Genomic DNA, 23779 nt, shown 5'->3' on the forward strand with positions numbered 1-23779 from the left:
CTTCTACCTATTTAAAGGCGCTTGCGCTTTTCTTAATAACTATCCAAATAATGATTTTTTCTTTATAATAGTATCCATGGTTATTGCATAAATAATTAGAAAGTGTATGATACGCTTTCCATCCTATGGTAAGATATGGATTGGAGCCAAATAGGATGCAATGCTGATGGAGGACCCTTTCATGTTTAAAAAAATGAAATTATGGAATACCCCTGTAAAAAGAAACACGATTAACGAGAGGGTAACACGAATATTAGAACAACCATGCCCGGAACATGTGGCCATTATTATGGATGGAAATGGAAGATGGGCAAAAAAACGGGCATTACCACGTGTTGCTGGCCATCACGAGGGTATGAGGACAGTTAGAAAGATAACGATGCTGGCTAATCAATTAAATATCAAAACATTGACATTATATGCATTTTCAACGGAAAATTGGAAACGACCAAAATTTGAAGTCGATTATTTAATGGGACTGCCAGAAGAATTTCTGGGCAGTTTTTTACCGGAATTAATTGAAGAAAATGTAAGAGTCACAATGATAGGGGAAGAAAGCCGACTCCCCCAAAAAACGAGAAAAGCCGTAGATGATGCCATAGGAAAAACAGCGAAAAATACGGGTTTGAATTTGAATTTTGCATTAAATTATGGGGGAAGGGCTGAAATCATTGATGCCGTTAAAAGTATAGCAAATGATGTAAAAAATGAGGCATTAACCATTGAAGACATTAATGGTCCATGCTTTTCGCGTTATTTAATGACGCAAGCTCTTTCCGATCCGGATTTATTAATACGAACAAGTGGGGAATTACGATTAAGTAATTTTATGTTATGGCAAATTGCTTACACTGAATTATGGTTTACAGATGTATTATGGCCGGATTTTTCTGAAACACATCTTATCGAAGCTGTTGAAGCCTTTCAACAACGCACGAGACGATATGGTGGATTAAATGATGAGGAGTCCAAAAGATGAAGCAAAGAATCATAACCGCTGCAATATTATTAGCTATTTTTGTACCGATCGCCATTATTGGTGGCATTCCATTTTTGTTATTAACGTATGTAATGGCAACAATCGCTCTTTTTGAACTTTTTCAAATGAGAAAGCTGTCTATTTTTTCTGTTCATGGACTATTAGCAACATTGTTCTTATGGATTTTACTATTACCTCCAGCCTTTTATGAAGCATTCAACATTTTTCATTTGTCAAAAATGGAGGCCACTTTTGTTTTTGTCTTACTTTTTCTCTCCTATACCGTCATTGTGAAAAACACCTTTACTTTTGAACAAGCAAGCTTTGCTTTTTTTGCTGTTTTTTATGTAGGGATAGGTTTTTATTATATGGTACAAACTCGAGAAGAAGGACTTATTTTATTATTCTTTGCCTTACTTGTTGTCTGGTTGACAGATTCAGGGGCCTATTTTATTGGAAAGAATTTAGGGAAGCGCAAATTATGGCCAGACATTAGTCCTAATAAAACGGTTGGTGGATTCATTGGGGGAATTCTGTCAGCCGTCATTGTCGCTATATTGTTTGCGATTTTCTCTTCTATTCCAATACCTACCGTTAAACTACTGATTATCACTGTTTTCTTATCTATTTTTGGACAACTTGGAGATTTGGCCGAATCAGCTTTAAAGCGACATTTTGGTGTAAAAGATTCAGGACGCATTTTTCCAGGTCATGGTGGCATGTTAGATCGTTGTGATAGTTGGTTGTTTGTCATGCCTTTACTTTATTTTTTGTTAACGAAGTTACCATAAGGTTAGACAGGCAAATTTACGTGGGAGAGTGAAAAAAATGAAGTTCATCAGTTTGTTAGGGGCCACAGGATCAGTTGGTACTCAGACACTTGATATTATTAGGAAAAATCGGGAACATTTTAAATTAGTCGCAATGTCTGCTGGAAAAAATATGCAAGCGACGAGAAAAATTATGGAGGAATTCCAACCCGAATTTGTTTCAGTTCAAGAAAAAGAGGACTATGAACAATTGAGAATAGAATATCCAACGATCACTTTTGGGTATGGAAAAGATGGCTTAATCGAAGTGGCTGTATGTAAAGAGGCACATATTGTTTTGAATGCAGTGATGGGTAGCGTTGGCTTAGAACCAACTTTGCGGGCCATTGGTGCAGGGAAGCCTGTGGCACTTGCAAATAAAGAGACATTAGTGACGGCTGGACATCTTGTCATGGAAGCTGCCGAAGAAAAACAAGTACCCATTATGCCGGTTGATAGTGAGCATTCCGCTATTTTCCAATGTTTAAATGGAGAGAGACAAAAAAATGTGGAGCGATTGATTCTTACCGCCTCTGGAGGGAGCTTTCGCGATTTAACACGGAAGGATCTTGAGAACGTTACGCTTGAACAGGCCCTTCTCCACCCCAACTGGGCAATGGGTTCCAAAATAACCATTGATTCTGCTACAATGATGAATAAAGGGTTGGAAGTGATTGAAGCCCATTGGTTGTTTGGAATTCCCTATGATCAAATCCATGTGCTATTACATAGGGAAAGTATTATTCATTCTATGGTGGAGTATCATGATAGTAGTGTTATCGCACAGTTAGGAAGTCCAGATATGAGAGTTCCTATCCAATACGCTCTAAGTTTTCCAGATCGATTGCCCTTTCAGTCGGAATCACCGCTTGATTTAGTAAAGGTGGGCAAACTCCAATTTGAAGAAATGGATATGGAGAGATTTCCTTGCCTTCGATTTGCCTATGAAGCAGGAAAAGTGGGAGGTTCAATGCCAACCGTTTTAAATGCTGCAAATGAAGTAGCAGTGAACCAGTTTTTAAATGGGAAGATCTCGTTTTTAATGATAGAAGAGCTGATCGAAAAAGCCCTTATACGTCACCAAAATATCCTGCATCCTGATTTAGCAACGATACAGGAAGTAGATTTGGAGACAAGAAATTATGTTCATTCACTCTCATAATAAAGGTGGTTTTGTCCATTGAATACGGTTATATCGTTTATTATCATTTTCGGCGCTCTTGTTTTTTTTCATGAATTTGGTCATTTCATCTTTGCAAAAAGATCGGGGATATTAGTCAGAGAATTTGCCATCGGATTTGGACCCAAAGTATTTTCTTATAAAAAAAATGAAACAATTTATACAATCCGTCTACTCCCCATCGGTGGCTATGTTAGGATGGCTGGAGAGGACCCAGAAATGGCGGAAATTAAACCGGGTCATAGAATTGGCCTACTACTGGATGAAGACGGAATAGTGTCAAAAATTATTCTGAATGGTCGAGATCGCTTTCCAAATGTGCGAACCATTGAAGTAGAAAAAGCGGATTTAGAACATAAATTATATATTAGCGGCTATGAAGATGGAGAGGATGATCTCCTACAAACATTTTCAATTTCCCGCGAAGCTATTATTGTCGAGAATCAAACAGAGACTCAAATTGCTCCATGGGATCGCCAATTCGCTTCAAAAAAACTTAGCCAAAGGGCGATGACCATTTTTGCGGGTCCTCTCTTCAATTTTATTTTAGCTGTTGTCGTTTTTACTATAATAGGTATGGTTCAAGGTGTACCTGTAAAAGAGGCTGTATTGGGAAAAGTCTTGCCAGATAGCCCGGCAAAAGCGGCTGGATTCCAAAAAGGTGATCTTGTCTTAAGTATTGATGGTTCTGAGGTGAAGACTTTTACAGATATGACCACAATTGTGAGAGCTCATCCAGATGAGGAATTGGTTTTTACAATTGATAGAAATAATCAAACATTGGAAATTCCGGTTATTCCTGACAAAGAGGTTGTGGAAGAAAACCAAACGATTGGCTTGATTGGAGTTCAGTCAGCTTTAGATAAATCATTTGGAAAGATTGCGATTAGCGGGTTTCAAGAAACATACCTTATGACGATTGAAATCTTTAAGCTGCTTGGAAAACTCGTTACAGGTAATTTTTCAATCGATATGTTATCAGGACCAGTTGGGATTTATAAAACGACTGAGACAGTCGTACAAACAGGGTTACTCAATCTTCTTAGGTGGACTGGTTTACTTAGCATTAACCTAGGAATTATGAACCTTTTGCCCATTCCTGCACTTGATGGTGGCCGACTTTTATTCTTTGGGGTTGAAGCTTTAAGAGGAAAACCAGTCGATCGGCAAATGGAAGGTGTCGTTCATTTTATTGGTTTTGCGCTCCTTATGTTGTTGATGATTGTCGTAACATGGAATGATATTCAGAGATTTTTTATTCATTAATAGAGTAAAGGTCGAGGTGCCAATATGAGACAAAGTATGACATTGATTCCAACGCTTCGGGAGGTACCAGCTGATGCGGAAGTAAAAAACCATCAACTTCTCCTTCGCGCAGGATTCATTAAGCAAACAGCTAGCGGTGTATATACGTATATGCCACTAGCGAAAAGAACATTGGATAAAATCGAAAAAATCATTAGAGAGGAAATGGAGAAGGCGGGAGCCGCCGAAATTTTAATGCCCACATTGCAGCCGGCTGAACTTTGGCAAGAATCTGGACGCTGGGATAGCTATGGAGCAGAGTTAATGAGAATGAAGGACAGACATGGACGTGAATTTGCATTAGGACCAACACATGAAGAAGTGATTACTTCGATCGTGAAGGATGAACTAAAATCTTATAAACGTCTTCCGCTAACGTTATATCGAATTCAAACGAAATTTCGGGACGAGAAGCGACCAAGATTTGGTTTGTTGCGAGGGCGCGAATTTATTATGAAAGATGCCTATTCCTTTCATGCCAATCAGGAGAGCCTTGATCAAGTTTACGACAAAATGTACAAGGCTTATACGAATATTTTTTCAAGATGCGGTTTAGATTATCGAGCTGTTCTAGCAGATTCAGGGGCAATTGGGGGAAAGGATACCCAGGAATTTATGGTTTTATCTGAGATTGGCGAAGATACAATTGCCTACTCTGATTCATCGACTTATGCTGCGAATATAGAGATGGCTGAAGTGAATGGTACATATGAGAGAGCAAACGAACCAGAACAACCCTTAACAAAAATCGAAACACCGAATCAAAAAACAATCGAAGACATATCGACATTTTTTCAAGTAAAGACAAAAAATTGTATAAAGTCGCTTGTTTTTAAAGTGGATGAACAATTTATCTTGATTTTGGTTCGCGGTGACCATGAAGTGAATGATATTAAAGTGAAGAAAACCTTGCAAGCCGATTCGGTGGCATTAGCGGAGCATTCAGATGTTGAGAAGCTTTTGGGATGTTCTGTTGGTTCAATCGGACCAGTTGATTTACCGGCAAAAATAAGGATATTTGCGGATCATGCTGTTCAGTTCATGGTCAATGCTGTATGTGGAGCAAATGAAAATGGGTATCATTATACTGGCGTTTTACCAGGCAGAGATTTTAACGTGGAATGCTATGCGGATCTCCGCTTTATTATGGAAGGGGATCCTTCACCAGACGGGAATGGAACGATTCATTTTGCACAAGGAATTGAAGTTAGGGACAAAATATAGTGAAGCGCTTGAGGCGAACTATTTAGATGAAAATGGAAAGTCTCAGAACATTATTATGGGATGTTATGGAATCGGGGTTTCCCGGACACTTTCTGCGATAGCGGAGCAATATAATGACGAATATGGCTTGAAATGGCCTTAAAACATCGCTCCTTACCAAATTCACCTTATTCCTATCAATCTAAAGCAAGAGGAACAAAAAGAACTTACGGAAAGTTTATATAAAAAATTGCAGACTCAAGGATATGAAGTTTTACTAGATGATCGATTAGAACGTCCAGGTGTGAAATTTAAAGATGCGGACTTAATTGGGCTGCCTATTAGAATAACAATAGGTAAGAAAGCGTCGGACGATATTGTGGAGATCAAATCGCGAAGCTCTGAGGATGTGGCAGAAATTCATAAAGATGAAGTTCTTGCAGCTGTAAAATATCTATTAGACGATCAGGAATAACAAGGTGCCCCTAAGCGGGTACCCGCTTCCGTTGAATAGCATAAAAGGATGGAGGAGAGAAAGATGGCTAATAATCCTGCCTCAAGAAAAGAAAGATTTCAAGTGCTTTTGCAACAAATTGGATTAACGGATGATACTATGATTCCATTTTTTCATCATGCAGAGATTACGAAGTTAGCTGTCGATCGAGCAGAAAAAAAATGGCATTTTTATTTTACTTTTGAAAAGGTACTTCCTTATGAACTATTTATTCAATTAACCGAAAAACTCCAACACACTTTTCACCATATTGCTTCTGTTACTTTTCAAATTAAGACAACAGACTCCACCATTACAGAGGAATTGGTGCAAGCCTATTGGTCACATTGTCTCAAGGAACTAGATGGGATTTCCCCGATGTTGCTTTCCCTATTACATAATCAAGTACCGCAAGTAAATGGGAACACGATTTTCATTCGAACACGTAATGATACGGAAATACAAACTCTCAAAGGAAAATATGGTCAATGGATCCAAGATATTTATCAGAAATTTGGCTTTCCTCCTCTTCTTCTGGATGGACAAGTGATGGATCAACAGTCAACAGATGAGGAATATCAGAAATTTATTGAAGCGAAGCAAAAGGAAGATCAGGAACGCGCACAACAAGCTGTAATTGAAATGCAAAAACAGGAAGTTGAAAAAGAAAGTAGAAAAGGGATGGCGACTGGCCCACTGACAATTGGGATCACAATCAATCCAACGGAAGAAATCACAAGTTTGAAAAATATTGTTGATGAGGAAAGAAGAGTGACAGCAGAAGGGTATATTTTCGCTGCAGAAACAAGGGAGCTTCGTAGCGGTCGTACACTCTTAACGTTTAAATTAACCGATTATACGGATTCGATCCTAGTTAAAATGTTTTCTAGGGATAAAGAGGATGCAGAATCCTTTAAACAGGTAACAAAAGGAATGTGGGTGAAGGTACGAGGAAGTATACAGAATGATACATTTGTACGCGATCTTGTCATGATAGCAAATGATATAAACGAAATAAAACCAAGGGAACGTATCGATCATGCTGAAGAAAAAAGAGTAGAACTTCATCTTCATACGACGATGAGTCAAATGGATGGTCTTACGTCGATGTCGAATTATGTATCCCAAGCTAAAAAATGGGGACATTCTGCCATTGCCGTAACCGATCATGCTGTTGTTCAATCATTTCCAGAGGCTTTTAATGCTGGAAAAAAACATGATATGAAAATTGTATATGGATTAGAAGCAAATCTTGTAGATGATGGTGTACCGATTGCTTATAATAGCAGCCATCTTAGATTAGAAGATTCAGAGTTTGTGGTTTTTGATGTGGAAACAACGGGTCTTTCAGCGATTTATGATACGATTATTGAATTAGCTGCTGTAAAGATTCGTGATGGTGAAATCATCGACACTTTTGAGAGGTTTGCGAATCCTCATCATCCACTTTCCGCAACAACAATTGAGCTTACTGGTATAACCGATGAAATGGTTCAAAATGCACCAGACATTGATCAAGTGCTTCGTCAATTTCATGAATGGACGGGGGATGCCATTTATGTTGCTCATAACGCCAGCTTTGACATGGGGTTTTTAAATACAGGTTATCAAAAGTTTGATTTAGGAAAATCGAAAAATCCAGTTATTGATACATTAGAACTCGCTAGATTTCTATACCCGCAATTGAAAAATCATCGATTAAATACATTGGCTAAAAAATTCGATATTGACCTTACTCAACATCACCGTGCTATTTATGATGCAGAGGCTACTGGCTATTTGTTTTTAAAAATGTTGAAGGATGCATCTGAAAAAGGGATTGAATACCATGATCAGTTCAATGATTATATGGGAGAAGGAGAGGCGTATAAACGTGCTCGACCCTATCACTGTACAATTCTAGCAAAAAATGAAATCGGCTTAAAAAATTTATATAAACTAGTTTCGATCTCCCATATTCAATATTTCTATCGAGTGCCGCGCATTCCTAGATCCGTCTTGGAAAAATATCGAGAAGGTTTACTGATTGGTTCAGGCTGTCAACAAGGTGAAGTGTTTGAGGCGATGATGCAAAAAGGACGTCAGGAAGCGGAAAAAGTTGCAGGTTTTTATGACTATTTTGAAGTGCATCCAAAACCTGTATATGCTCCATTAATTGAGATGGAGCTGGTAAGGGATCAAAAAGATCTTGAAGATATCATTACGAATATCGTCAAGATGGGAGAAAAAATGGATATTCCTGTTGTCGCTACTGGCAATGTCCATTATTTAAATGAAGAAAATAAAATTAATCGTCAAATATTAGTAAACTCTCAAGGAGGAGCTAACCCATTAAATCGGCACAAGCTCCCGGCTGTTCATTTTCGAACCACCGACGAAATGCTAGCTGAATTTTCCTTTCTAGGAGAGGAAAAGGCCCATGAAATTGTGGTGAAAAACTCAAATCTGATAGCAGATCAACTTGATGCGATTAAACCGATTAAAGATGATCTATACACCCCTAAAATCGAAGGTGCCGAGGAAGAAATTCGCTCAATGAGTTACGAACGAGCGAAAAGTATTTATGGGGACCCCTTACCGGAAATTATTGAAGCGAGACTTGAAAAGGAACTAAAAAGTATTATTGGACATGGTTTTGCTGTGATCTATTTAATTTCTCATAAATTGGTTAAAAAATCATTGGATGATGGTTATTTAGTTGGTTCCCGAGGTTCAGTCGGTTCATCCTTTGTGGCAACGATGACGGAAATTACAGAGGTCAATCCATTACCACCGCATTACGTCTGTCCAGCATGTAAGCATTCCGAGTTTTTTGATGACGGGTCAGTTGGTTCAGGCTTTGATTTACCGAATAAAAATTGTGAAAAATGTGGAACAGCCTATCGGAAAGATGGACATGATATCCCCTTCGAAACCTTTCTTGGCTTTAAGGGGGACAAGGTTCCTGATATTGACCTTAACTTTTCAGGAGAATATCAGCCAAAGGCCCATAATTACACAAAAGTACTTTTTGGAGAAGATTATGTCTATCGAGCTGGAACAATTGGAACCGTTGCGGAGAAGACTGCTTATGGCTATGTAAAAGGGTATGCCCAAGATCATAATATTCAGCAAAGAGGGGCGGAAGTGGACAGGCTTGTACAAGGATGTACAGGTGTAAAGCGGACGACAGGTCAACACCCCGGAGGAATTATTGTTGTTCCGGATTATATGGAAATATATGATTTTACGCCTATTCAATTTCCAGCAGATGATAGTGGCTCTGAATGGAAGACAACTCATTATGATTTCCATTCAATTGATAGCAATTTATTGAAATTAGACATACTTGGTCACGATGATCCTACTGTTATTAGAATGCTGCAAGATTTAAGTGGCATTGATCCAAAAACAATCCCAACCGATGATCCTGAGGTGATGAAGTTATTTAAGGGGACCGAATCCCTCGGCGTTACAGAAGAGCAGATTATGTGCAAAACGGGAACTCTCGGTATTCCTGAATTTGGAACTCGATTTGTCCGACAAATGCTAGAGGATACAAAACCGTCTACTTTTTCGGAGCTTGTACAAATTTCAGGTCTATCACATGGTACGGATGTATGGTTAGGGAACGCAGAAGAATTAATTCAAAATAAAACCTGCACGCTTCCTGAAGTCATTGGCTGCCGGGATGATATTATGGTTTATCTTATTTATCAAGGCTTGGAATCTTCTTTAGCTTTTAAAATTATGGAATCTGTCCGTAAGGGAAAAGGATTGTCACCAGAATGGGAAGAAGAAATGAGAAAAAACAATGTACCAGAATGGTATATTGATTCTTGTAAAAAGATAAAATATATGTTTCCGAAGGCACATGCGGCTGCTTATGTGTTAATGGCTGTAAGAATTGCTTATTTTAAAGTGCATTATCCGCTTTATTACTATGCGGCCTATTTTACGGTTAGAGCCGAAGACTTTGATCTTGAGGCAATGGTGCGGGGAGCTCATGCCATTCGATCGAGAATTCAGGAAATTAATGCAAAAGGTTTAGATGCGTCGCCAAAGGAAAAAAGTATTTTAACGGTGTTGGAACTAGCCCTTGAAATGTGTGAAAGAGGCTTTAAATTTAAGCAGGTAGACCTCTATCGTTCTAGCGCAACTGATTTTATCATTGACGAAGGGGCTTTAATTCCACCGTTCAATGCTATTCCAGGACTAGGAACAAACGCAGCCATAAATATTGTCAAAGCTCGAAAAGATGGTGAATTTCTTTCAAAAGAAGATTTACAAAAAAGAGGAAAGGTATCAAAAACAATCATTGAATATCTAGATAAGCAAGGAATTTTATTAGATCTACCAGAGCAAAATCAATTATCATTATTCTAATTGTGACAATGCTACGCCTCCATAAAGCTTTGTGTTTGCAACTAAACGTTGATTATGGTATATTTTTTATGGATATACTATGAATAACTCTCTGTCAAAAAGAGTGGGCGCCCCCCACTCTTTCGTATTGTCACAACAAATCTAATGATAATTTTGAAATTCTGGAGGTAATTATGAGTAAAGTAACAGACCTCGTTGAAGAACTTGCAAGGCCCATTCTTGATGAAATGGGGTTAGAGCTAGTTGATACTGAATATGTAAAAGAAGGAAAAAACTGGTTCTTGCGCCTTTTTATTGATAAAGAAAGTGGAATTGATATTGAAGAATGCGGTCTTGTGAGTGAGCGGTTAAGCACACAACTAGATGAGATTGATCCAATTCCTCATAATTATTTTTTGGAAGTATCTTCACCTGGGGCAGAACGCCCGTTGAAAAAAGAAAAAGACTTCATAAAGGCAGTAGGCAAAAAGGTTCATATAAATACGTATGAACCAATAGATGGTGAAAAATCGATTGAAGGTCGTCTCATTGCTTTCGATCATCAGATCCTCACAATGGAAGTGAAAGTAAAAACGCAGATTAAAACGATTGAAGTGCCACTAGCCAAAATATCGAAGGCAAGAATGGCTGTAGAATTTTAAAGGGGATGACATTTAATGAGCTCGGAATTATTGGATGCTCTCATTATATTAGAAAAAGAAAAGGGTATTAGTCGAGAAGTCTTGATTGAGGCAATTGAAGCTGCGCTCGTATCCGCCTATAAACGGAATTTTAATCAAGCACAAAATGTTCGTGTTGATCTGAATTTAGATACGGGTACGATGAGAGTGTTTGCCAGAAAAGATGTAGTAGACGAGGTCTTTGATTCAAGACTAGAAATTTCTATTGATGAAGCGAAAAAAATAAATCCTGCCTATGAAATTGACGATATCGTTGAGTTGGAGGTTACACCGAAGGATTTCGGAAGAATTGCTGCTCAAACAGCGAAACAAGTCGTCACCCAACGTGTCCGTGAGGCTGAAAGAGGAATCATTTATTCTGAGTTTATTGACCGTGAAGATGATATTATGACAGGGATTGTTCAACGTTATGATTCCAAATTTATTTATGTCAGTCTTGGGAAAATTGAAGCCATTCTACCTCAAAGTGAACAAATGCCGAATGAGGTGTATAAACCGCATGACCGAATTAAAGTCTATATCACTAAGGTGGAAAAAACGACGAAGGGTCCCCAAATTTATGTTTCCCGCACCCATCCCGGTCTATTGAAAAGACTTTTTGAAATTGAGGTTCCAGAGATTTATGATGGAACGGTAGAATTAAGATCGGTAGCCCGGGAGGCAGGGGATCGATCAAAAATTTCCGTTAGCACCGAAAATGAAGAGGTAGATCCGGTAGGCTCATGTGTGGGACCTAAGGGAACGCGGGTTCAAGCGATAGTGAATGAATTAAAGGGTGAAAAAATTGATATTGTGGAATGGTCTTCTGATCCAAAAGTTTTCGTCGCAAATGCTTTAAGTCCCTCTAAAGTTTTGGAAGTAACTGTAAATGAAGAAGAGAAAGCGACAACGGTTATTGTTCCTGATTACCAACTTTCACTTGCTATTGGGAAAAGAGGGCAAAATGCAAGGCTTGCGGCTAAACTAACGGGCTGGAAAATCGATATCAAAAGTGAAACAGATGCACGGGAAGCAGGGATATATCCTTCAGATGAAAGTCTGTTTTTCCATGATGAGGATACCTCGGAAGGAACATTCGATTTAAGCGAAGATGAAATCGAATAGGAGGGAGAAAAATTGGCTGCTCGAAAAAAAATACCTTTAAGAAAATGCCTAGCAACTGGGGAAATGAAGCCCAAGAAAGAAATGATTCGAATTGTCCGTTCCAAAGAAGGAGAAGTATCGATAGACCCAACAGGGAAAAAGCCTGGAAGGGGAGCTTATGTTTCTTTAAATCAAGAGGCTATTTTAACGGCAAAAAAGAAAAATGTTTTTGCTAGTCAATTAAATGCGAAGGTAGAGGATTCACTTTATGATGAATTACTCTCTTTAGCACAGGATCAGGAGTCAAAATGAGTAGGCAGGACCCTTGGATGAACCTGCTCGGCTTGGCAAATCGAGCTAGAAAAATAATTTCGGGGGAAGAATTGGTGCTAAAGGAGATTAAAACAAAAAAAGCAAAACTGATCTTAATTTCCAAAGATGCTTCCATGAATACCTCTAAAAAATTACAGGATAAATGTACTTTTTACCATGTTCCTTTCCGGTTTGTAGAATCCAGAGTAAAACTCGGCCACTCTATTGGAAAGGACGAAAGAGTGGTTGTGGCAGTCCTGGAAGAAGGTTTCGCTTCGAAACTTGCTTCAATGCTCGATGAATAAAACGGGGGTGAACCGATGAGTAAGGTACGAGTTTATGAATATGCAAAAAAACGAAATACGACCAGTAAAGAAATTATTAATCAATTAAAAGAAATGAATATTGAGGTAGGCAATCATATGTCGATGATTGACCCGGAAACAGTCAATCGGCTAGATGCGGCTTATCAAAAAAGCGGGCAATCTCCAGGTAAAACGAATACCAAAAAGGAGTCGTCTCAAAAAAACGGTCAAAATAGACCGACACAATCGAATCAGAAAAATCGACATAATCACAGTCAGCAAAAGTCATCTTTTCATAAAGATTCGAAAAAGCCACAAGCAAAAATAAACGATAAACAAAATAAACCGAATCAATCTGAAAAACAGGCATCTGGACAACAACGGGTAGATAAAAAACAGAAGACGGAGCAAAATAAACCTCATATGAAAAATCAAGCAAACCAAACGGCTTCAAAAAATGGAAATAAAGGATTTAACAAGAATCGAAAAGGGAATCAGAATAAGAATCATAAAAACAGACTAAAACCGACACAGACTCAGCCAGCTCCAAGGAAACAAAAAGAATTGCCAGAAAAAATTGTGTTTACCGAGTCTTTAACTGTAGGAGAATTGGCTAAAAAGTTGCATAGAGAACCATCCGAAATTATTAAAAAGCTCTTTGCGCTAGGCGTAATGGCGACAATCAATCAAGAATTGGATCGGGATGCCATTGAATTAATTTGTGGTGAATATGGCGTAAATGTAGAAGAAGAAATACTCGTTGACACGACAGATCTTGAGACTTATTTTACGGAAGATCAAGAGGCTGATTTGAAGGAACGTCCAGCCGTTGTTACGATCATGGGTCATGTTGATCATGGGAAAACCACTTTATTGGATTCCCTGCGCCACACGAAAGTGACAGCAGGAGAAGCCGGGGGAATTACTCAGCATATTGGCGCTTATCAAATTGAAGAAAATGATAAACTGATTACATTTCTGGATACACCGGGACATGCTGCTTTTACGACAATGAGGGCGCGTGGTGCTAAAATAACGGATATTACGATTCTGGTTGTGGCTGCGGACGATGGGGTGATGCCGCAAACGATTGAAGCGATCAATCATGCAAAAGCGGCTGAAGTACCGATTATTGTGGCTGTTAATAAAATGGATAAGCCGACCGCTAATCCAGATCGAGTCATGCAAGAATTAACAGAACATGGCCTTGTTCCAGAAGATTGGGGCGGGGAGACCATTTTTGTTCCTATTTCCGCTTTAAAAGGGGAAGGACTTGACAATCTTCTTGAGATGATTTTATTAGTTAGCGAAGTAGAAGAGTTAAAGGCTAATCCTAATCGAAAAGCAATCGGGACTGTTATTGAGGCTCAGCTTGATAAAGGTAGAGGTCCTGTTGCAACCCTACTTGTTCAGAATGGAACATTGAAAGTAGGGGATCCTATTGTTGCTGGGAATACATTTGGTCGTGTTCGAGCAATGGTGAATGATATAGGGAGAAGAGTAAAAAAAGCTCTACCATCTACACCAGTCGAGATCACAGGTCTAAATGATGTACCACAAGCAGGGGACCGCTTCGTCGTTTTTGATGATGAAAAAGGTGCACGTCAAATCGGAGAAACCCGAGCACAACAAGCTCTACTTGCTTCAAGAGGTGAGAGTTCTCGTATTAGCCTAGACACATTGTTTGAACAAATGAAGCAGGGGGAAATGAAAGATTTAAATGTCATTGTAAAAGCGGATGTTCAAGGATCTGTTGAAGCATTGGCTGCTGCTCTTAAGCAAATAGATGTTGAAGGGGTTAATATTAAAGTCATCCACACGGCTGTAGGGGCTATTAATGAATCTGATATTACACTGGCTGCTGCTTCAAACGCTATTGTGATTGGATTTAATGTGCGACCTGATGTGAATGCAAAACGAGCTGCCGAATCTGAAAAGGTGGATGTACGTCTTCACAGAGTTATTTATAAAGCAATCGAAGAAATAGAAGCAGCTATGAAAGGGATGTTAGATCCTGAATTTAAAGAAGTAGTCATTGGTCAGGCTGAGATCCGACAAACCTTTAAGGTATCTAAAATTGGTACCATCGCCGGTTCTTATGTCACGGATGGGAAAATTACTCGAGATAGTGGAGTACGTGTCATTCGAAATGGAATTGTCATTTATGAAGGCGAAATTGATGATTTGAAACGCTTTAAAGACGATGTAAAAGAAGTTAGCCAAGGGTATGAATGTGGAATTACGATTAAGAATTTCAATGATGTAAAAGAAGAGGATATTATTGAAGCGTTTGTCATGAAGGAAATTGAACGAACTTGATCGGTTTCGTGGAACTAGAATTTAGGATTTATGAGGCGCACTCCCTAAAAGAAAAGCGTGCTGTTTTGCAACGAACTTTAACGAGATTGAGACAAAGGTTTAATATATCTGCTGCAGAGACAGGTCATCAGGATGTTTGGCAGTTGTCAAACATCTCCCTTGTTACTGTATCTCCCTCACGACAGGTTGCAGAACGGGAATTGGATCGAGCCCTCCATTTTTTAGATTCTTTTCCGGAATGGGAGAGAGTCCATACAAGATTTGAATGGCTATAAGGTATAAGGCGAGGTGTGAAATATGAATGTTCGTGCCAATCGAGTTGGGGAGCAAATGAAAAAGGAACTCGGTGATATTATTGGTAGAAAACTTAAAGACCCTAGGGTAGGCTTTGTGACAGTGACAGATGTACAAGTTACTGGTGATTTGCAACAAGCTACGATTTTTATTTCCGTTCTTGGAGACAAAGATCAAATTGAAAATACTCTTAAAGGTCTTACAAAGGCAAAAGGTTTTATAAGATCGGAAGTCGGCCATAGAATTCGTCTGCGCAAAACGCCTGAAATATCATTTGAACTTGATAATTCTATACGTTATGGGAATAAAATTGAATCCATTTTAAAAGATTTAAAAAATGAATAAGCAGCTTACTCTGTTGGCTGTCTCAAAAATGTAAGGCTCTTCTGAAATATTGCTAGTAGAGGTTGTTCAAAAAGTCCGGTAAAAAGACATAAGCGAATTTCTTCGTTGGCTTGCTTTTCCGCTGCTCAAAGGCTGCGCCGCCTCGAACTTTCGACGCACAGGACGTGCTAGTGTCGGCGTTGCTGACAGGACGTCAGCGCCCTTAGCCGACGGGTCCTTTTTATCCTCCTTTTTGAACGCGCTCTAGTAGTATGCAATAGAACTGCCTTCATTCGTTTTTGGGACAGCCTATTTTTGTTGAAGCGGAGGGGATACATTGGACGGAATTTTACCGTTATGGAAACCAAAAGGGTTGACATCACATGATTGTGTTTTTAAAATAAGAAAATTATTGAAAATGAAAAAGGTGGGCCATACTGGTACACTGGACCCTGGAGTAGATGGTGTACTCCCTATTTGTTTAGGGAAAGCAACAAAAATTGCTGAATATATAACCGATGCAGGTAAGGTTTATGAGGGGGAAGTAACCCTCGGGACATCTACAACGACCGAGGATGCATATGGAGAAGTCTTGGAAGTAAAAAAGGTAGAGGCATCCGCTATTACTATTCCACAAATACAACAGATATTTCATGAATTGACAGGTGAAATAGAACAGATTCCACCCCTTTATTCGGCCGTTAAAGTGAACGGAAAAAAATTATATGAATATGCACGTGCAGGTATTCACGTGGAACGACCAAAAAGGAAGATACATATTTACGATTTACGTTTACTTCATGAAGAAATAGAATGGCAAGCGGGAGAAGCTCGTTTCTCTTTTCGAGTTCATTGCAGTAAAGGTACATATATTCGAACACTGGCTGTTATGATTGGAGAGAAATTAGGGTATCCAGCCCATATGTCTTCCTTAACAAGAACGGCTTCAGCCTCCTTTACACGTAATGAATGTGTTACTTTTAAAGAACTAGAACAATGTATAAAAGAGGATCACTCCATTGAAAAAATGCTATTTCCGTTAGAAAAAGGATTATCTTATTTACAAATGAAGGAAATAAATGAACCACTATTGAAGCGAATCCTCGATGGAGCTGTACTTCCCATACCTGAAAATTGGCCGCAAGGTCCTGTTGTATTAGTTTATCATCATAAAGCCTATGCGATTTATGATATCCATCCCAATAAATCTGATTTTATTAAACCAGTTAAGGTTATACGTAATGTAAAAGTCTGAAAGCAGAAAGAGGGGAAAAGAGAGTCGTGAAAGTAATCAAGCTTAACCATCCACATTCATATAAAAATAATGATTTTCCATCCATTGTTATGGCTTTAGGATTTTTTGATGGTGTCCATATTGGACATCAGAAAGTTATAAACCAAGCAAAAGAAATTGCTGCCCAACATAAGCAACAAAGCGCTGTTATGACCTTTGATCCACATCCTTCCGTTGTTCTCGGTAAAGGGAAAACAGATGTCCATTATATTACACCTTTAGAAGATAAAATTAAATTAATGGCAAAGTTAAAGGTGGATTATCTTTTTGTCGTCCATTTTACGAAGGAATTCTCGCAACTATTGCCTGAGGAATTTGTGAAGTCCTATTTAATACAATTAAATGTAAAGCATGCGGTAGCTGGATTCGATTTTACTTATGGTAAATTTGGGAAGGGCACGATGCAGACTTTGCCGAGCCATGCACAAGGTTTTTTTGATGTGACAATTATTCCTAAATTGGAAATACATCATCAAAAAATTAGTTCCACCTCTATCCGCCAGTTTATTCAAAATGGAGAGATGGAAAAAGCGAATCGATTACTTGGCCGTTATTTTACAACAAAGGGCCCCGTTATTCACGGAAAAAAACGTGGGAGGACGCTTGGCTTTCCGACTGCAAATATAAGGACTGATCATGACTACTTGCTGCCACAAATAGGTATATATATTGTAAAGGTATTCGCAGCTGGTATGTGGAAGCAGGGGGTATGCAGTGTAGGATTTAATCCTACATTTCATAATCCAGAAGGAAAGCAATTATCGATAGAAATTTATTTGCTCGATTTTGATCAGGACATTTACGGTGAAATCGTAACCGTCGAATGGCATAAAAGAATTAGAGACGAAAAAAAATTCAATGACATTGAACAGTTAAAAGCGCAAATACAAAAAGATATTGAGAACACAAGAGAATATTTTTCTTCTTTAAACGAAGAAACTTGATTTATTGCTTATAAAGTTGTATTCTAATACAGTATCAAGAACCTTTGCTTGGCAATTCGACTCACCAACGATTGCTCGGTAACAGGGGATTTGTAAAAATTAGGAGGTGAAAACGATGGCGATTTCTCAAGAACGAAAAAATGAAATCATCAGTGACTTTAAAATTCATGATACTGATACGGGTTCTCCAGAAGTTCAAATTGCTGTATTAACAGAAGAAATTAACAAATTGAACGATCATCTTCGCGTACACAAAAAAGATCATCATTCAAGACGCGGATTGATGAAAATGGTCGGCCGCCGCCGCAATCTTTTAACTTATCTTCGTAACAAAGATGTGCAGCGCTATCGTGAACTGATTAACAGACTTGGCTTACGTAGATAATAAGTGATAAAAAGCGGGATAATTCCCGCTTTTTTGTTAGAAAGTAATGAGGAGATCATGGGTATGCTGAATAAGAGAAAAGAAAGAGGACTGTCATGCAGAGCATGGCAGAACTGAACATTTGACATGAATATGAAGGGTAAAAGACAATTCCGTTCAGAAAAGCTGTTATCATCTAATTATTTCACTAAAATATTTACATAATTTACATAATCCTCAATCCCATCGTACTGTCTTCATAATTATGTCTAATGTTCAGTGGTTCAGCTACCTCCCATGATACCAACAAATAACAATCACTTATTCTCTACAACTGTCCAAAATAAGAACACGTAACTAAACCGTAATTTGAAAGAGAGGAAAATATTGCATGGATCAGAAGAAAGAAATATTTAGTATGGACTGGGCTGGCCGAACTTTAACGGTCGAAATTGGACAATTGGCTAAGCAAGCTAGTGGAGCCGCTTTAATCCGCTATGGCGATACGGCTGTATTAAGCACTGTAACTGCATCGAAGGAAGCAAAGGCCGTTGATTTCTTTCCTTTAACAGTAAATTATGAAGAAAGACTATATGCAGTGGGAAAAATTCCTGGGGGATTCCCTAAACGTGAGGGTAGACCAAGTGAGAAGGCGATACTGGCAAGTCGATTAATTGACCGTCCGATTCGTCCCCTTTTTGCGGATGGTTTTCGAAATGAGGTACAAATTATAAATTTAGTTATGAGCGTTGATCAAGATTGTTCATCGGAAATGGCAGCAATGTTTGGCTCATCCCTTGCTTTATGTGTATCGGATATCCCATTTGAAGGACCTATTGCAGGAGTAGTTGTAGGTAGAATCGATGGAGATTTTATTATAAACCCAACTGCTGAACAAATGGAAAAAAGCGATATCAACCTAAGTGTAGCAGGTACGAAGAATGCGATTAATATGGTGGAAGCTGGAGCATTAGAAGTCCCTGAAGAAACGATGCTAGAAGCGATTATGTTTGGCCATGAAGAAATTAAAAAATTGATCTCTTTTCAAGAAGAAATCGCTAGTAAAGTTGGAAAACCGAAAAGGGAAATCGACCTATATGAAGTAAATGTTGAATTGGATGCAGAGGTTCGTGAGATGTGCGAGGAATCACTAATTAAAGCCATTCAAGTTCAAGAAAAACATGCGCGTGAAGAGGCGATTCAGCAGGTAAAAGATCAAGTAATTGCGCACTATAATGAAAAAGAGAATATGGAAGACGAGACCATTAAACAAGTGAAACAAGTGTTAGATGATCTTGTAAAAGAGGAAGTCCGGCGATTAATTACAGTGGAAAAAGTTCGTCCTGATGGCAGAAAACCACATGAAATACGCCCATTATCTTCGGAGATTAATCTTCTACCAAGAACGCATGGCTCAGGATTATTTACAAGAGGACAAACCCAGGCTTTAAGTGTTTGTACCTTGGGTTCATTAGGAGAAGTCCAAATTTTAGACGGATTAGGTATTGAGGAATCAAAACGGTTTATGCATCATTATAATTTCCCGCATTTTAGTGTGGGAGAAACCGGACCTATTCGTGCACCTGGAAGACGTGAAATCGGGCATGGGGCATTAGGGGAGCGGGCATTGGAACCTGTCATACCGAACGAAACTGATTTTCCATATACCATCAGACTTGTTTCTGAGGTATTAGAATCGAATGGATCAACCTCCCAAGCAAGCATTTGCGCAAGCACGTTAGCGATGATGGACGCTGGTGTGCCGATCAAAGCACCAGTCGCCGGGATTGCCATGGGGTTAGTGAAATCAGGTGATCACTACACTATTTTAACGGATATTCAGGGAATGGAAGACCATCTTGGAGATATGGACTTTAAAGTGGCAGGGACGGCTAAAGGCGTTACGGCACTGCAAATGGATATTAAAATTGCGGGGCTTTCCCGCGAGATCCTTGAAGAGGCGTTACAACAAGCCAAAGAAGGTCGTATGCATATTTTAGATACAATGCTTGCAACCATTCCACAATCAAAAGATCATTTATCAGAATATGCGCCAAAAATTTTAACGATGCATATTAATCCTGATAAAATCAGGGATGTCATTGGGCCTAGTGGAAAACAAATTAATAAAATCATCGAAGAAACCGGTGTGAAGATTGACATTGAGCAAGACGGCAAAGTGTTCATTGCGTCTGCTGACCAAGCAATGAACACAAAAGCCAAGAATATCATTGAAGACTTAGTTCGTGAAGTGGAAGTTGGCCAAATGTATTTAGGTAAAGTAAAACGGATTGAAAAATTCGGTGCATTTGTTGAACTATTTCCTGGAAAGGATGGACTTGTCCATATTTCACAACTGGATGAGCAAAGAGTCAATAAAGTGGAGGATATTGTCTCTCTTGGAGACGAAATCCTGGTTAAGGTCATTGAAATTGATAATCACGGACGAGTGAATGCATCAAGAAAAGCTGTTCTAAAGGATCAAAAAGAGAAGCAGAAAAGGGACGAATAAAAACGGGGAGATCCCCGTTTTTTTAGTTTCCAGACAATGAGCGCTTGTACTTTTCAGTTCTAACTTATCCTCCTTTTTCATACGCTGTGGTGAAGGAGGTCGTGTCGGTTGAATGCAAAAAACTTGATAGCCTTTACACTGATTGCTATCCTATCATTATCTGCCATTTTTAATCCTTATACAAATCAGTATTTAGAACAACTAAAAAATGGGGATGTACCTGCAAGTAAAGGGGAAGATGAATTATACGAACAAATTGCAAAGGCAGCAGATGATTATCAAATCGATCCCCAAGACGCTAAGATCGACCGTGTTTGGAAAGCAATGCCAGGATATAATGGCATTCGGGTGGATAAAGAAGCCTCTTATCAAAAAATGAAAAAAAACAAAGTGTTTGATGAACGAAAATTAGTATTTATTCAAATCAAACCAGAAATTCATTTAGCTGATTTACCACCGGCTCCTATATACCGGGGACATCCCGATAAACCAATGGTTAGTTTTCTCATCAATGTCGCATGGGGAAATGAGTATATACCTTCTATCCTTGCAACCCTTAAAGAACATAAAACATACGCAACCTTTTTTTTGGAAGGTCGTTGGGTAAAAGAAAATCCCGAATTGGCAAAAATGATTGCGGATAGCGGGCATGAAATTGGGAACCATTCCTATAGCCATCCAAATATGGCCAAGCTTGGATCAAACCAAATAAAACAGGAGTTATCAAAGACCAATGACATTATCGAGGCGACGACCAATATAAAACCGACATGGTTCGGACCACCAAGTGGTGCCTATCGAGATGAAACAGTAAAAATCGCTCAATCACAAGGTTTAAAAACTGTTATGTGGACAGTGGACACCATTGATTGGAGGAAACCCTCGCCCCAAGCTCTCATTCAACGAGTAATGTCGAATGTCCGTCCGGGGACCATGATTCTTATGCATCCAACAGAATCTACAGCAAAATCATTGGATACGTTAATTACAGAATTACAGGCTAAAAATTTAAAGATTGGAACAGTGACAAAATTAATGGATGAAGAAAGAATGATAAAATTGGATGGGAGTCAAGACTTAAAGCAGGAAGGGAACTAATTCCTAAAATCAATGTATTTGCACCTAGAATAGGAGGAATTGTAAATGATGAGAAAATATACATGTCAAAATGGAGTGAGAGTCGTACTTGAATCAATTCCCACAGTTCGATCTGTCACAATTGGTATTTGGATTGGTGTCGGTTCTCGTGATGAAAAGGAAAAATATAATGGAATTTCTCATTTTTTAGAACATATGTTTTTTAAAGGGACCAAAACAAGAACAGCCAAAGAAATAGCGGAGTCCTTTGATTCCATTGGGGGACAGGTAAACGCCTTTACAGCAAAAGAATATACATGTATTTATGCAAAAGTATTGGACAACCATGCAACATATGCATTGGATGTATTAGCGGATATGTTTTTTCATTCTACTTTTGATGATCAAGAATTAAAAAAGGAGAAAAATGTCGTTTTAGAAGAAATTAAAATGTACGAAGATACCCCAGATGATATCGTACATGATATTTTAAGTAAGGCAGCTTATCACAACCATCCACTTGGCTTTCCTATACTAGGTACTGAAGAAACTCTCAGCACTTTTACAAGTGATATGCTGAATCAGTACATCTATGATATGTATACGCCAGATAATATTGTTATTTCAGTCGCAGGAAATATTGATGAAGAGTTTATTCGCCAAATTGAAAAACTGTTTGGTTTTTTTGAAAGAGGAAAAAACAGATATTCAAATGAAAAGCCTACCTTTTATTCTGAACAAGTGGCGAAACAAAAAAATACCGAACAAGCCCATCTTTGCATTGGATTTGAAGGACTTCCAATCGGTCATGAGAAAATCTATGATCTTATTGTCATGAACATCATTTTTGGTGGCGGAATGTCATCGCGATTATTTCAAGAAGTGCGAGAAGAACGAGGACTTGCCTATTCTGTTTTCTCTTATCATTCTTCTTATAAAGATACAGGAACTCTGGTCATCTATGGAGGGACAGCCGCCAATCAATTAGACGAGCTTCATGATACCATTTTTTCTACATTAGCCGATTTTAAGAATAATGGCATTTCGCAAAAGGAATTACAAAATAGTAAGGAACAATTAAAAGGAAATTTGATGCTTAGTCTAGAAAGTACCAATAGTCGAATGGGGCGGATTGGCAAAAATGAGCTCTTACTGAAAAAACATCGATCATTGGACGATATTATCAGCGATATAGATCGTGTGACGGCAGAATCGGTTTATCAATTAGCAGGAGACATTTTCACCAATCATTTCACCTCTGCTTTAATCAGTCCCCATCCTCAATCAACATCAAAATGGAGCCATTAGCCTTTGTTCACTTAGGTGAAGACATGCAGAAGAGGTTAATCAGTGGGGGATAAAAAAAGGCTCCATTCATTCCCTTGTCATAGGATAAGGGATTTTTTGATTCTAAAAAAAATGAAAGTTCACTATATATGATATAAAGGACTGTAAGTGCGTGTTCAAAAAGGAGGATAAAAAGGACCAAGAAGTTCGAGGCGGCGCAGTTTTGAGCAGCGGAATGTATGCTTTTAAATACATGAGCAGCGGAGAAACAAGCCAACGAAGAAATTCGCAGTGTCATTTTTACCGGACTTTTTGAACATCCTATGTAAAGTAAAAAGGAGAGAAGCCTCATGCGACTTAGTGAACTTGGAGGGAAAGAAATCGTTGATTATAAAAAGGCCAAAAGATTAGGAGTTCTTGGACAAACAGACCTAGAAATTAATGCAATAACGGGGGAGATTAATTGTTTAATTATCCCGACAGGTAAATGGATAGGAAAAAAGGGAGGGAATGAAATAAAAGTACCATGGCATTATATACGAACAATCGGAACAGATATGATCATTCTGGAAGTACCGGAAGAGAAATAAGAGGGATTCCCTCTTTTTTTTATTGCTTAAAAAGGGTATCCAGGCACAGCAACAAGGGAG

19 protein-coding genes and 1 pseudogene are annotated in these 23779 nt (G+C 38.6%); all 20 read left to right on the plus strand.

Annotation, left to right across the window (positions count from 1 at the left end):
* Positions 1-181 precede the first annotated feature (181 nt).
* Positions 182-979 carry an undecaprenyl pyrophosphate synthase gene (locus tag MUB24_RS01840; protein WP_244700391.1) on the plus strand — a complete coding sequence of 266 codons (798 nt, stop codon included), beginning with the start codon at positions 182-184 and terminating at the stop codon, positions 977-979.
* Positions 976-1770, plus strand: a complete 795-nt coding sequence (locus MUB24_RS01845; protein ID WP_244700394.1) for a phosphatidate cytidylyltransferase — start codon at positions 976-978, stop codon at positions 1768-1770. Before MUB24_RS01840 ends, MUB24_RS01845 begins: the two co-directional genes overlap by 4 nt.
* A gap of 37 nt (positions 1771-1807) precedes the next feature.
* Positions 1808-2950: a 1-deoxy-D-xylulose-5-phosphate reductoisomerase gene (dxr, locus tag MUB24_RS01850; RefSeq protein ID WP_244700398.1), complete on the plus strand. Its 1143-nt coding sequence runs from the start codon at positions 1808-1810 to the stop codon at positions 2948-2950.
* A gap of 18 nt (positions 2951-2968) precedes the next feature.
* A complete protein-coding gene (gene rseP, locus MUB24_RS01855) occupies positions 2969-4234 on the plus strand; it encodes an RIP metalloprotease RseP (RefSeq protein ID WP_244700401.1) in 1266 nt (421 codons plus the stop codon).
* A 24-nt stretch (positions 4235-4258) separates the two neighbouring features.
* Positions 4259-5951: pseudogene (locus tag MUB24_RS01860) on the plus strand (proline--tRNA ligase).
* A 63-nt stretch (positions 5952-6014) separates the two neighbouring features.
* A complete protein-coding gene (locus MUB24_RS01865; protein WP_244700403.1) occupies positions 6015-10334 on the plus strand; it encodes a PolC-type DNA polymerase III in 4320 nt (1439 codons plus the stop codon).
* A gap of 173 nt (positions 10335-10507) precedes the next feature.
* A complete protein-coding gene (rimP, locus tag MUB24_RS01870; protein WP_244700406.1) occupies positions 10508-10975 on the plus strand; it encodes a ribosome maturation factor RimP in 468 nt (155 codons plus the stop codon).
* A gap of 15 nt (positions 10976-10990) precedes the next feature.
* The gene (nusA, locus tag MUB24_RS01875; RefSeq protein ID WP_244700409.1) at positions 10991-12118 is read left to right on the plus strand and encodes a transcription termination factor NusA; all 1128 of its coding nucleotides are present in this window, start codon (positions 10991-10993) and stop codon (positions 12116-12118) included.
* A 12-nt stretch (positions 12119-12130) separates the two neighbouring features.
* The gene (rnpM, locus tag MUB24_RS01880; protein WP_244700412.1) at positions 12131-12409 is read left to right on the plus strand and encodes an RNase P modulator RnpM; all 279 of its coding nucleotides are present in this window, start codon (positions 12131-12133) and stop codon (positions 12407-12409) included.
* Entirely contained in the window at positions 12406-12714 is a 309-nt protein-coding gene (locus MUB24_RS01885) for a YlxQ family RNA-binding protein (protein ID WP_396426685.1), read from the plus strand. The genes rnpM and MUB24_RS01885 overlap by 4 nt, the downstream gene beginning before the upstream one ends.
* Positions 12715-12729: 15 nt before the next feature.
* Positions 12730-15033, plus strand: a complete 2304-nt coding sequence (infB, locus tag MUB24_RS01890; RefSeq protein ID WP_244700415.1) for a translation initiation factor IF-2 — start codon at positions 12730-12732, stop codon at positions 15031-15033.
* Positions 15030-15308 carry a DUF503 domain-containing protein gene (locus MUB24_RS01895; RefSeq protein WP_244700418.1) on the plus strand — a complete coding sequence of 93 codons (279 nt, stop codon included), beginning with the start codon at positions 15030-15032 and terminating at the stop codon, positions 15306-15308. The genes infB and MUB24_RS01895 overlap by 4 nt, the downstream gene beginning before the upstream one ends.
* A gap of 22 nt (positions 15309-15330) precedes the next feature.
* Entirely contained in the window at positions 15331-15672 is a 342-nt protein-coding gene (rbfA, locus tag MUB24_RS01900) for a 30S ribosome-binding factor RbfA (RefSeq protein ID WP_244700421.1), read from the plus strand.
* A gap of 316 nt (positions 15673-15988) precedes the next feature.
* Complete coding sequence (gene truB, locus MUB24_RS01905) at positions 15989-16906, plus strand: tRNA pseudouridine(55) synthase TruB (protein WP_244700424.1); 918 nt, start codon at positions 15989-15991, stop codon at positions 16904-16906.
* 26 nt (positions 16907-16932) lie between these two features.
* Positions 16933-17889, plus strand: coding sequence for a bifunctional riboflavin kinase/FAD synthetase (gene ribF / locus MUB24_RS01910; RefSeq protein ID WP_244700427.1), 957 nt, complete (start codon positions 16933-16935; stop codon positions 17887-17889).
* 115 nt (positions 17890-18004) lie between these two features.
* Complete coding sequence (gene rpsO / locus MUB24_RS01915; RefSeq protein WP_244700430.1) at positions 18005-18274, plus strand: 30S ribosomal protein S15; 270 nt, start codon at positions 18005-18007, stop codon at positions 18272-18274.
* A 370-nt stretch (positions 18275-18644) separates the two neighbouring features.
* Complete coding sequence (pnp, locus tag MUB24_RS01920; RefSeq protein WP_244700433.1) at positions 18645-20765, plus strand: polyribonucleotide nucleotidyltransferase; 2121 nt, start codon at positions 18645-18647, stop codon at positions 20763-20765.
* 108 nt (positions 20766-20873) lie between these two features.
* On the plus strand, positions 20874-21863 hold the full coding sequence (locus tag MUB24_RS01925) for a polysaccharide deacetylase family protein (RefSeq protein ID WP_244700436.1): 990 nt from the start codon (positions 20874-20876) through the stop codon (positions 21861-21863).
* 45 nt (positions 21864-21908) lie between these two features.
* A complete protein-coding gene (locus tag MUB24_RS01930) occupies positions 21909-23150 on the plus strand; it encodes a M16 family metallopeptidase (RefSeq protein WP_244700439.1) in 1242 nt (413 codons plus the stop codon).
* A 329-nt stretch (positions 23151-23479) separates the two neighbouring features.
* Positions 23480-23719, plus strand: a complete 240-nt coding sequence (locus tag MUB24_RS01935; RefSeq protein WP_244700442.1) for a YlmC/YmxH family sporulation protein — start codon at positions 23480-23482, stop codon at positions 23717-23719.
* The last annotated feature ends 60 nt before the right edge of the window (positions 23720-23779 follow it).

Origin of the sequence: Lederbergia sp. NSJ-179 (assembly GCF_022867885.1) — a bacterium.
Taxonomy (GTDB): domain Bacteria; phylum Bacillota; class Bacilli; order Bacillales; family Bacillaceae_C; genus Lederbergia.

Bases quoted from the DNA above. Each gene is read 5' to 3' on its own strand.
- MUB24_RS01840 (WP_244700391.1), top strand. From the start codon at position 182: ATGTTTAAAAAAATGAAATTATGGAATACCCCTGTAAAAAGAAACACG.
- nusA (WP_244700409.1), top strand. From the start codon at position 10,991: ATGAGCTCGGAATTATTGGATGCTCTCATTATATTAGAAAAAGAAAAG.
- MUB24_RS01885 (WP_396426685.1), top strand. From the start codon at position 12,406: ATGAGTAGGCAGGACCCTTGGATGAACCTGCTCGGCTTGGCAAATCGA.
- MUB24_RS01845 (WP_244700394.1), top strand. From the start codon at position 976: ATGAAGCAAAGAATCATAACCGCTGCAATATTATTAGCTATTTTTGTA.
- MUB24_RS01935 (WP_244700442.1), top strand. From the start codon at position 23,480: ATGCGACTTAGTGAACTTGGAGGGAAAGAAATCGTTGATTATAAAAAG.
- rbfA (WP_244700421.1), top strand. From the start codon at position 15,331: ATGAATGTTCGTGCCAATCGAGTTGGGGAGCAAATGAAAAAGGAACTC.
- rpsO (WP_244700430.1), top strand. From the start codon at position 18,005: ATGGCGATTTCTCAAGAACGAAAAAATGAAATCATCAGTGACTTTAAA.
- MUB24_RS01865 (WP_244700403.1), top strand. From the start codon at position 6,015: ATGGCTAATAATCCTGCCTCAAGAAAAGAAAGATTTCAAGTGCTTTTG.
- MUB24_RS01930 (WP_244700439.1), top strand. From the start codon at position 21,909: ATGATGAGAAAATATACATGTCAAAATGGAGTGAGAGTCGTACTTGAA.
- dxr (WP_244700398.1), top strand. From the start codon at position 1,808: ATGAAGTTCATCAGTTTGTTAGGGGCCACAGGATCAGTTGGTACTCAG.
- rimP (WP_244700406.1), top strand. From the start codon at position 10,508: ATGAGTAAAGTAACAGACCTCGTTGAAGAACTTGCAAGGCCCATTCTT.
- infB (WP_244700415.1), top strand. From the start codon at position 12,730: ATGAGTAAGGTACGAGTTTATGAATATGCAAAAAAACGAAATACGACC.
- pnp (WP_244700433.1), top strand. From the start codon at position 18,645: ATGGATCAGAAGAAAGAAATATTTAGTATGGACTGGGCTGGCCGAACT.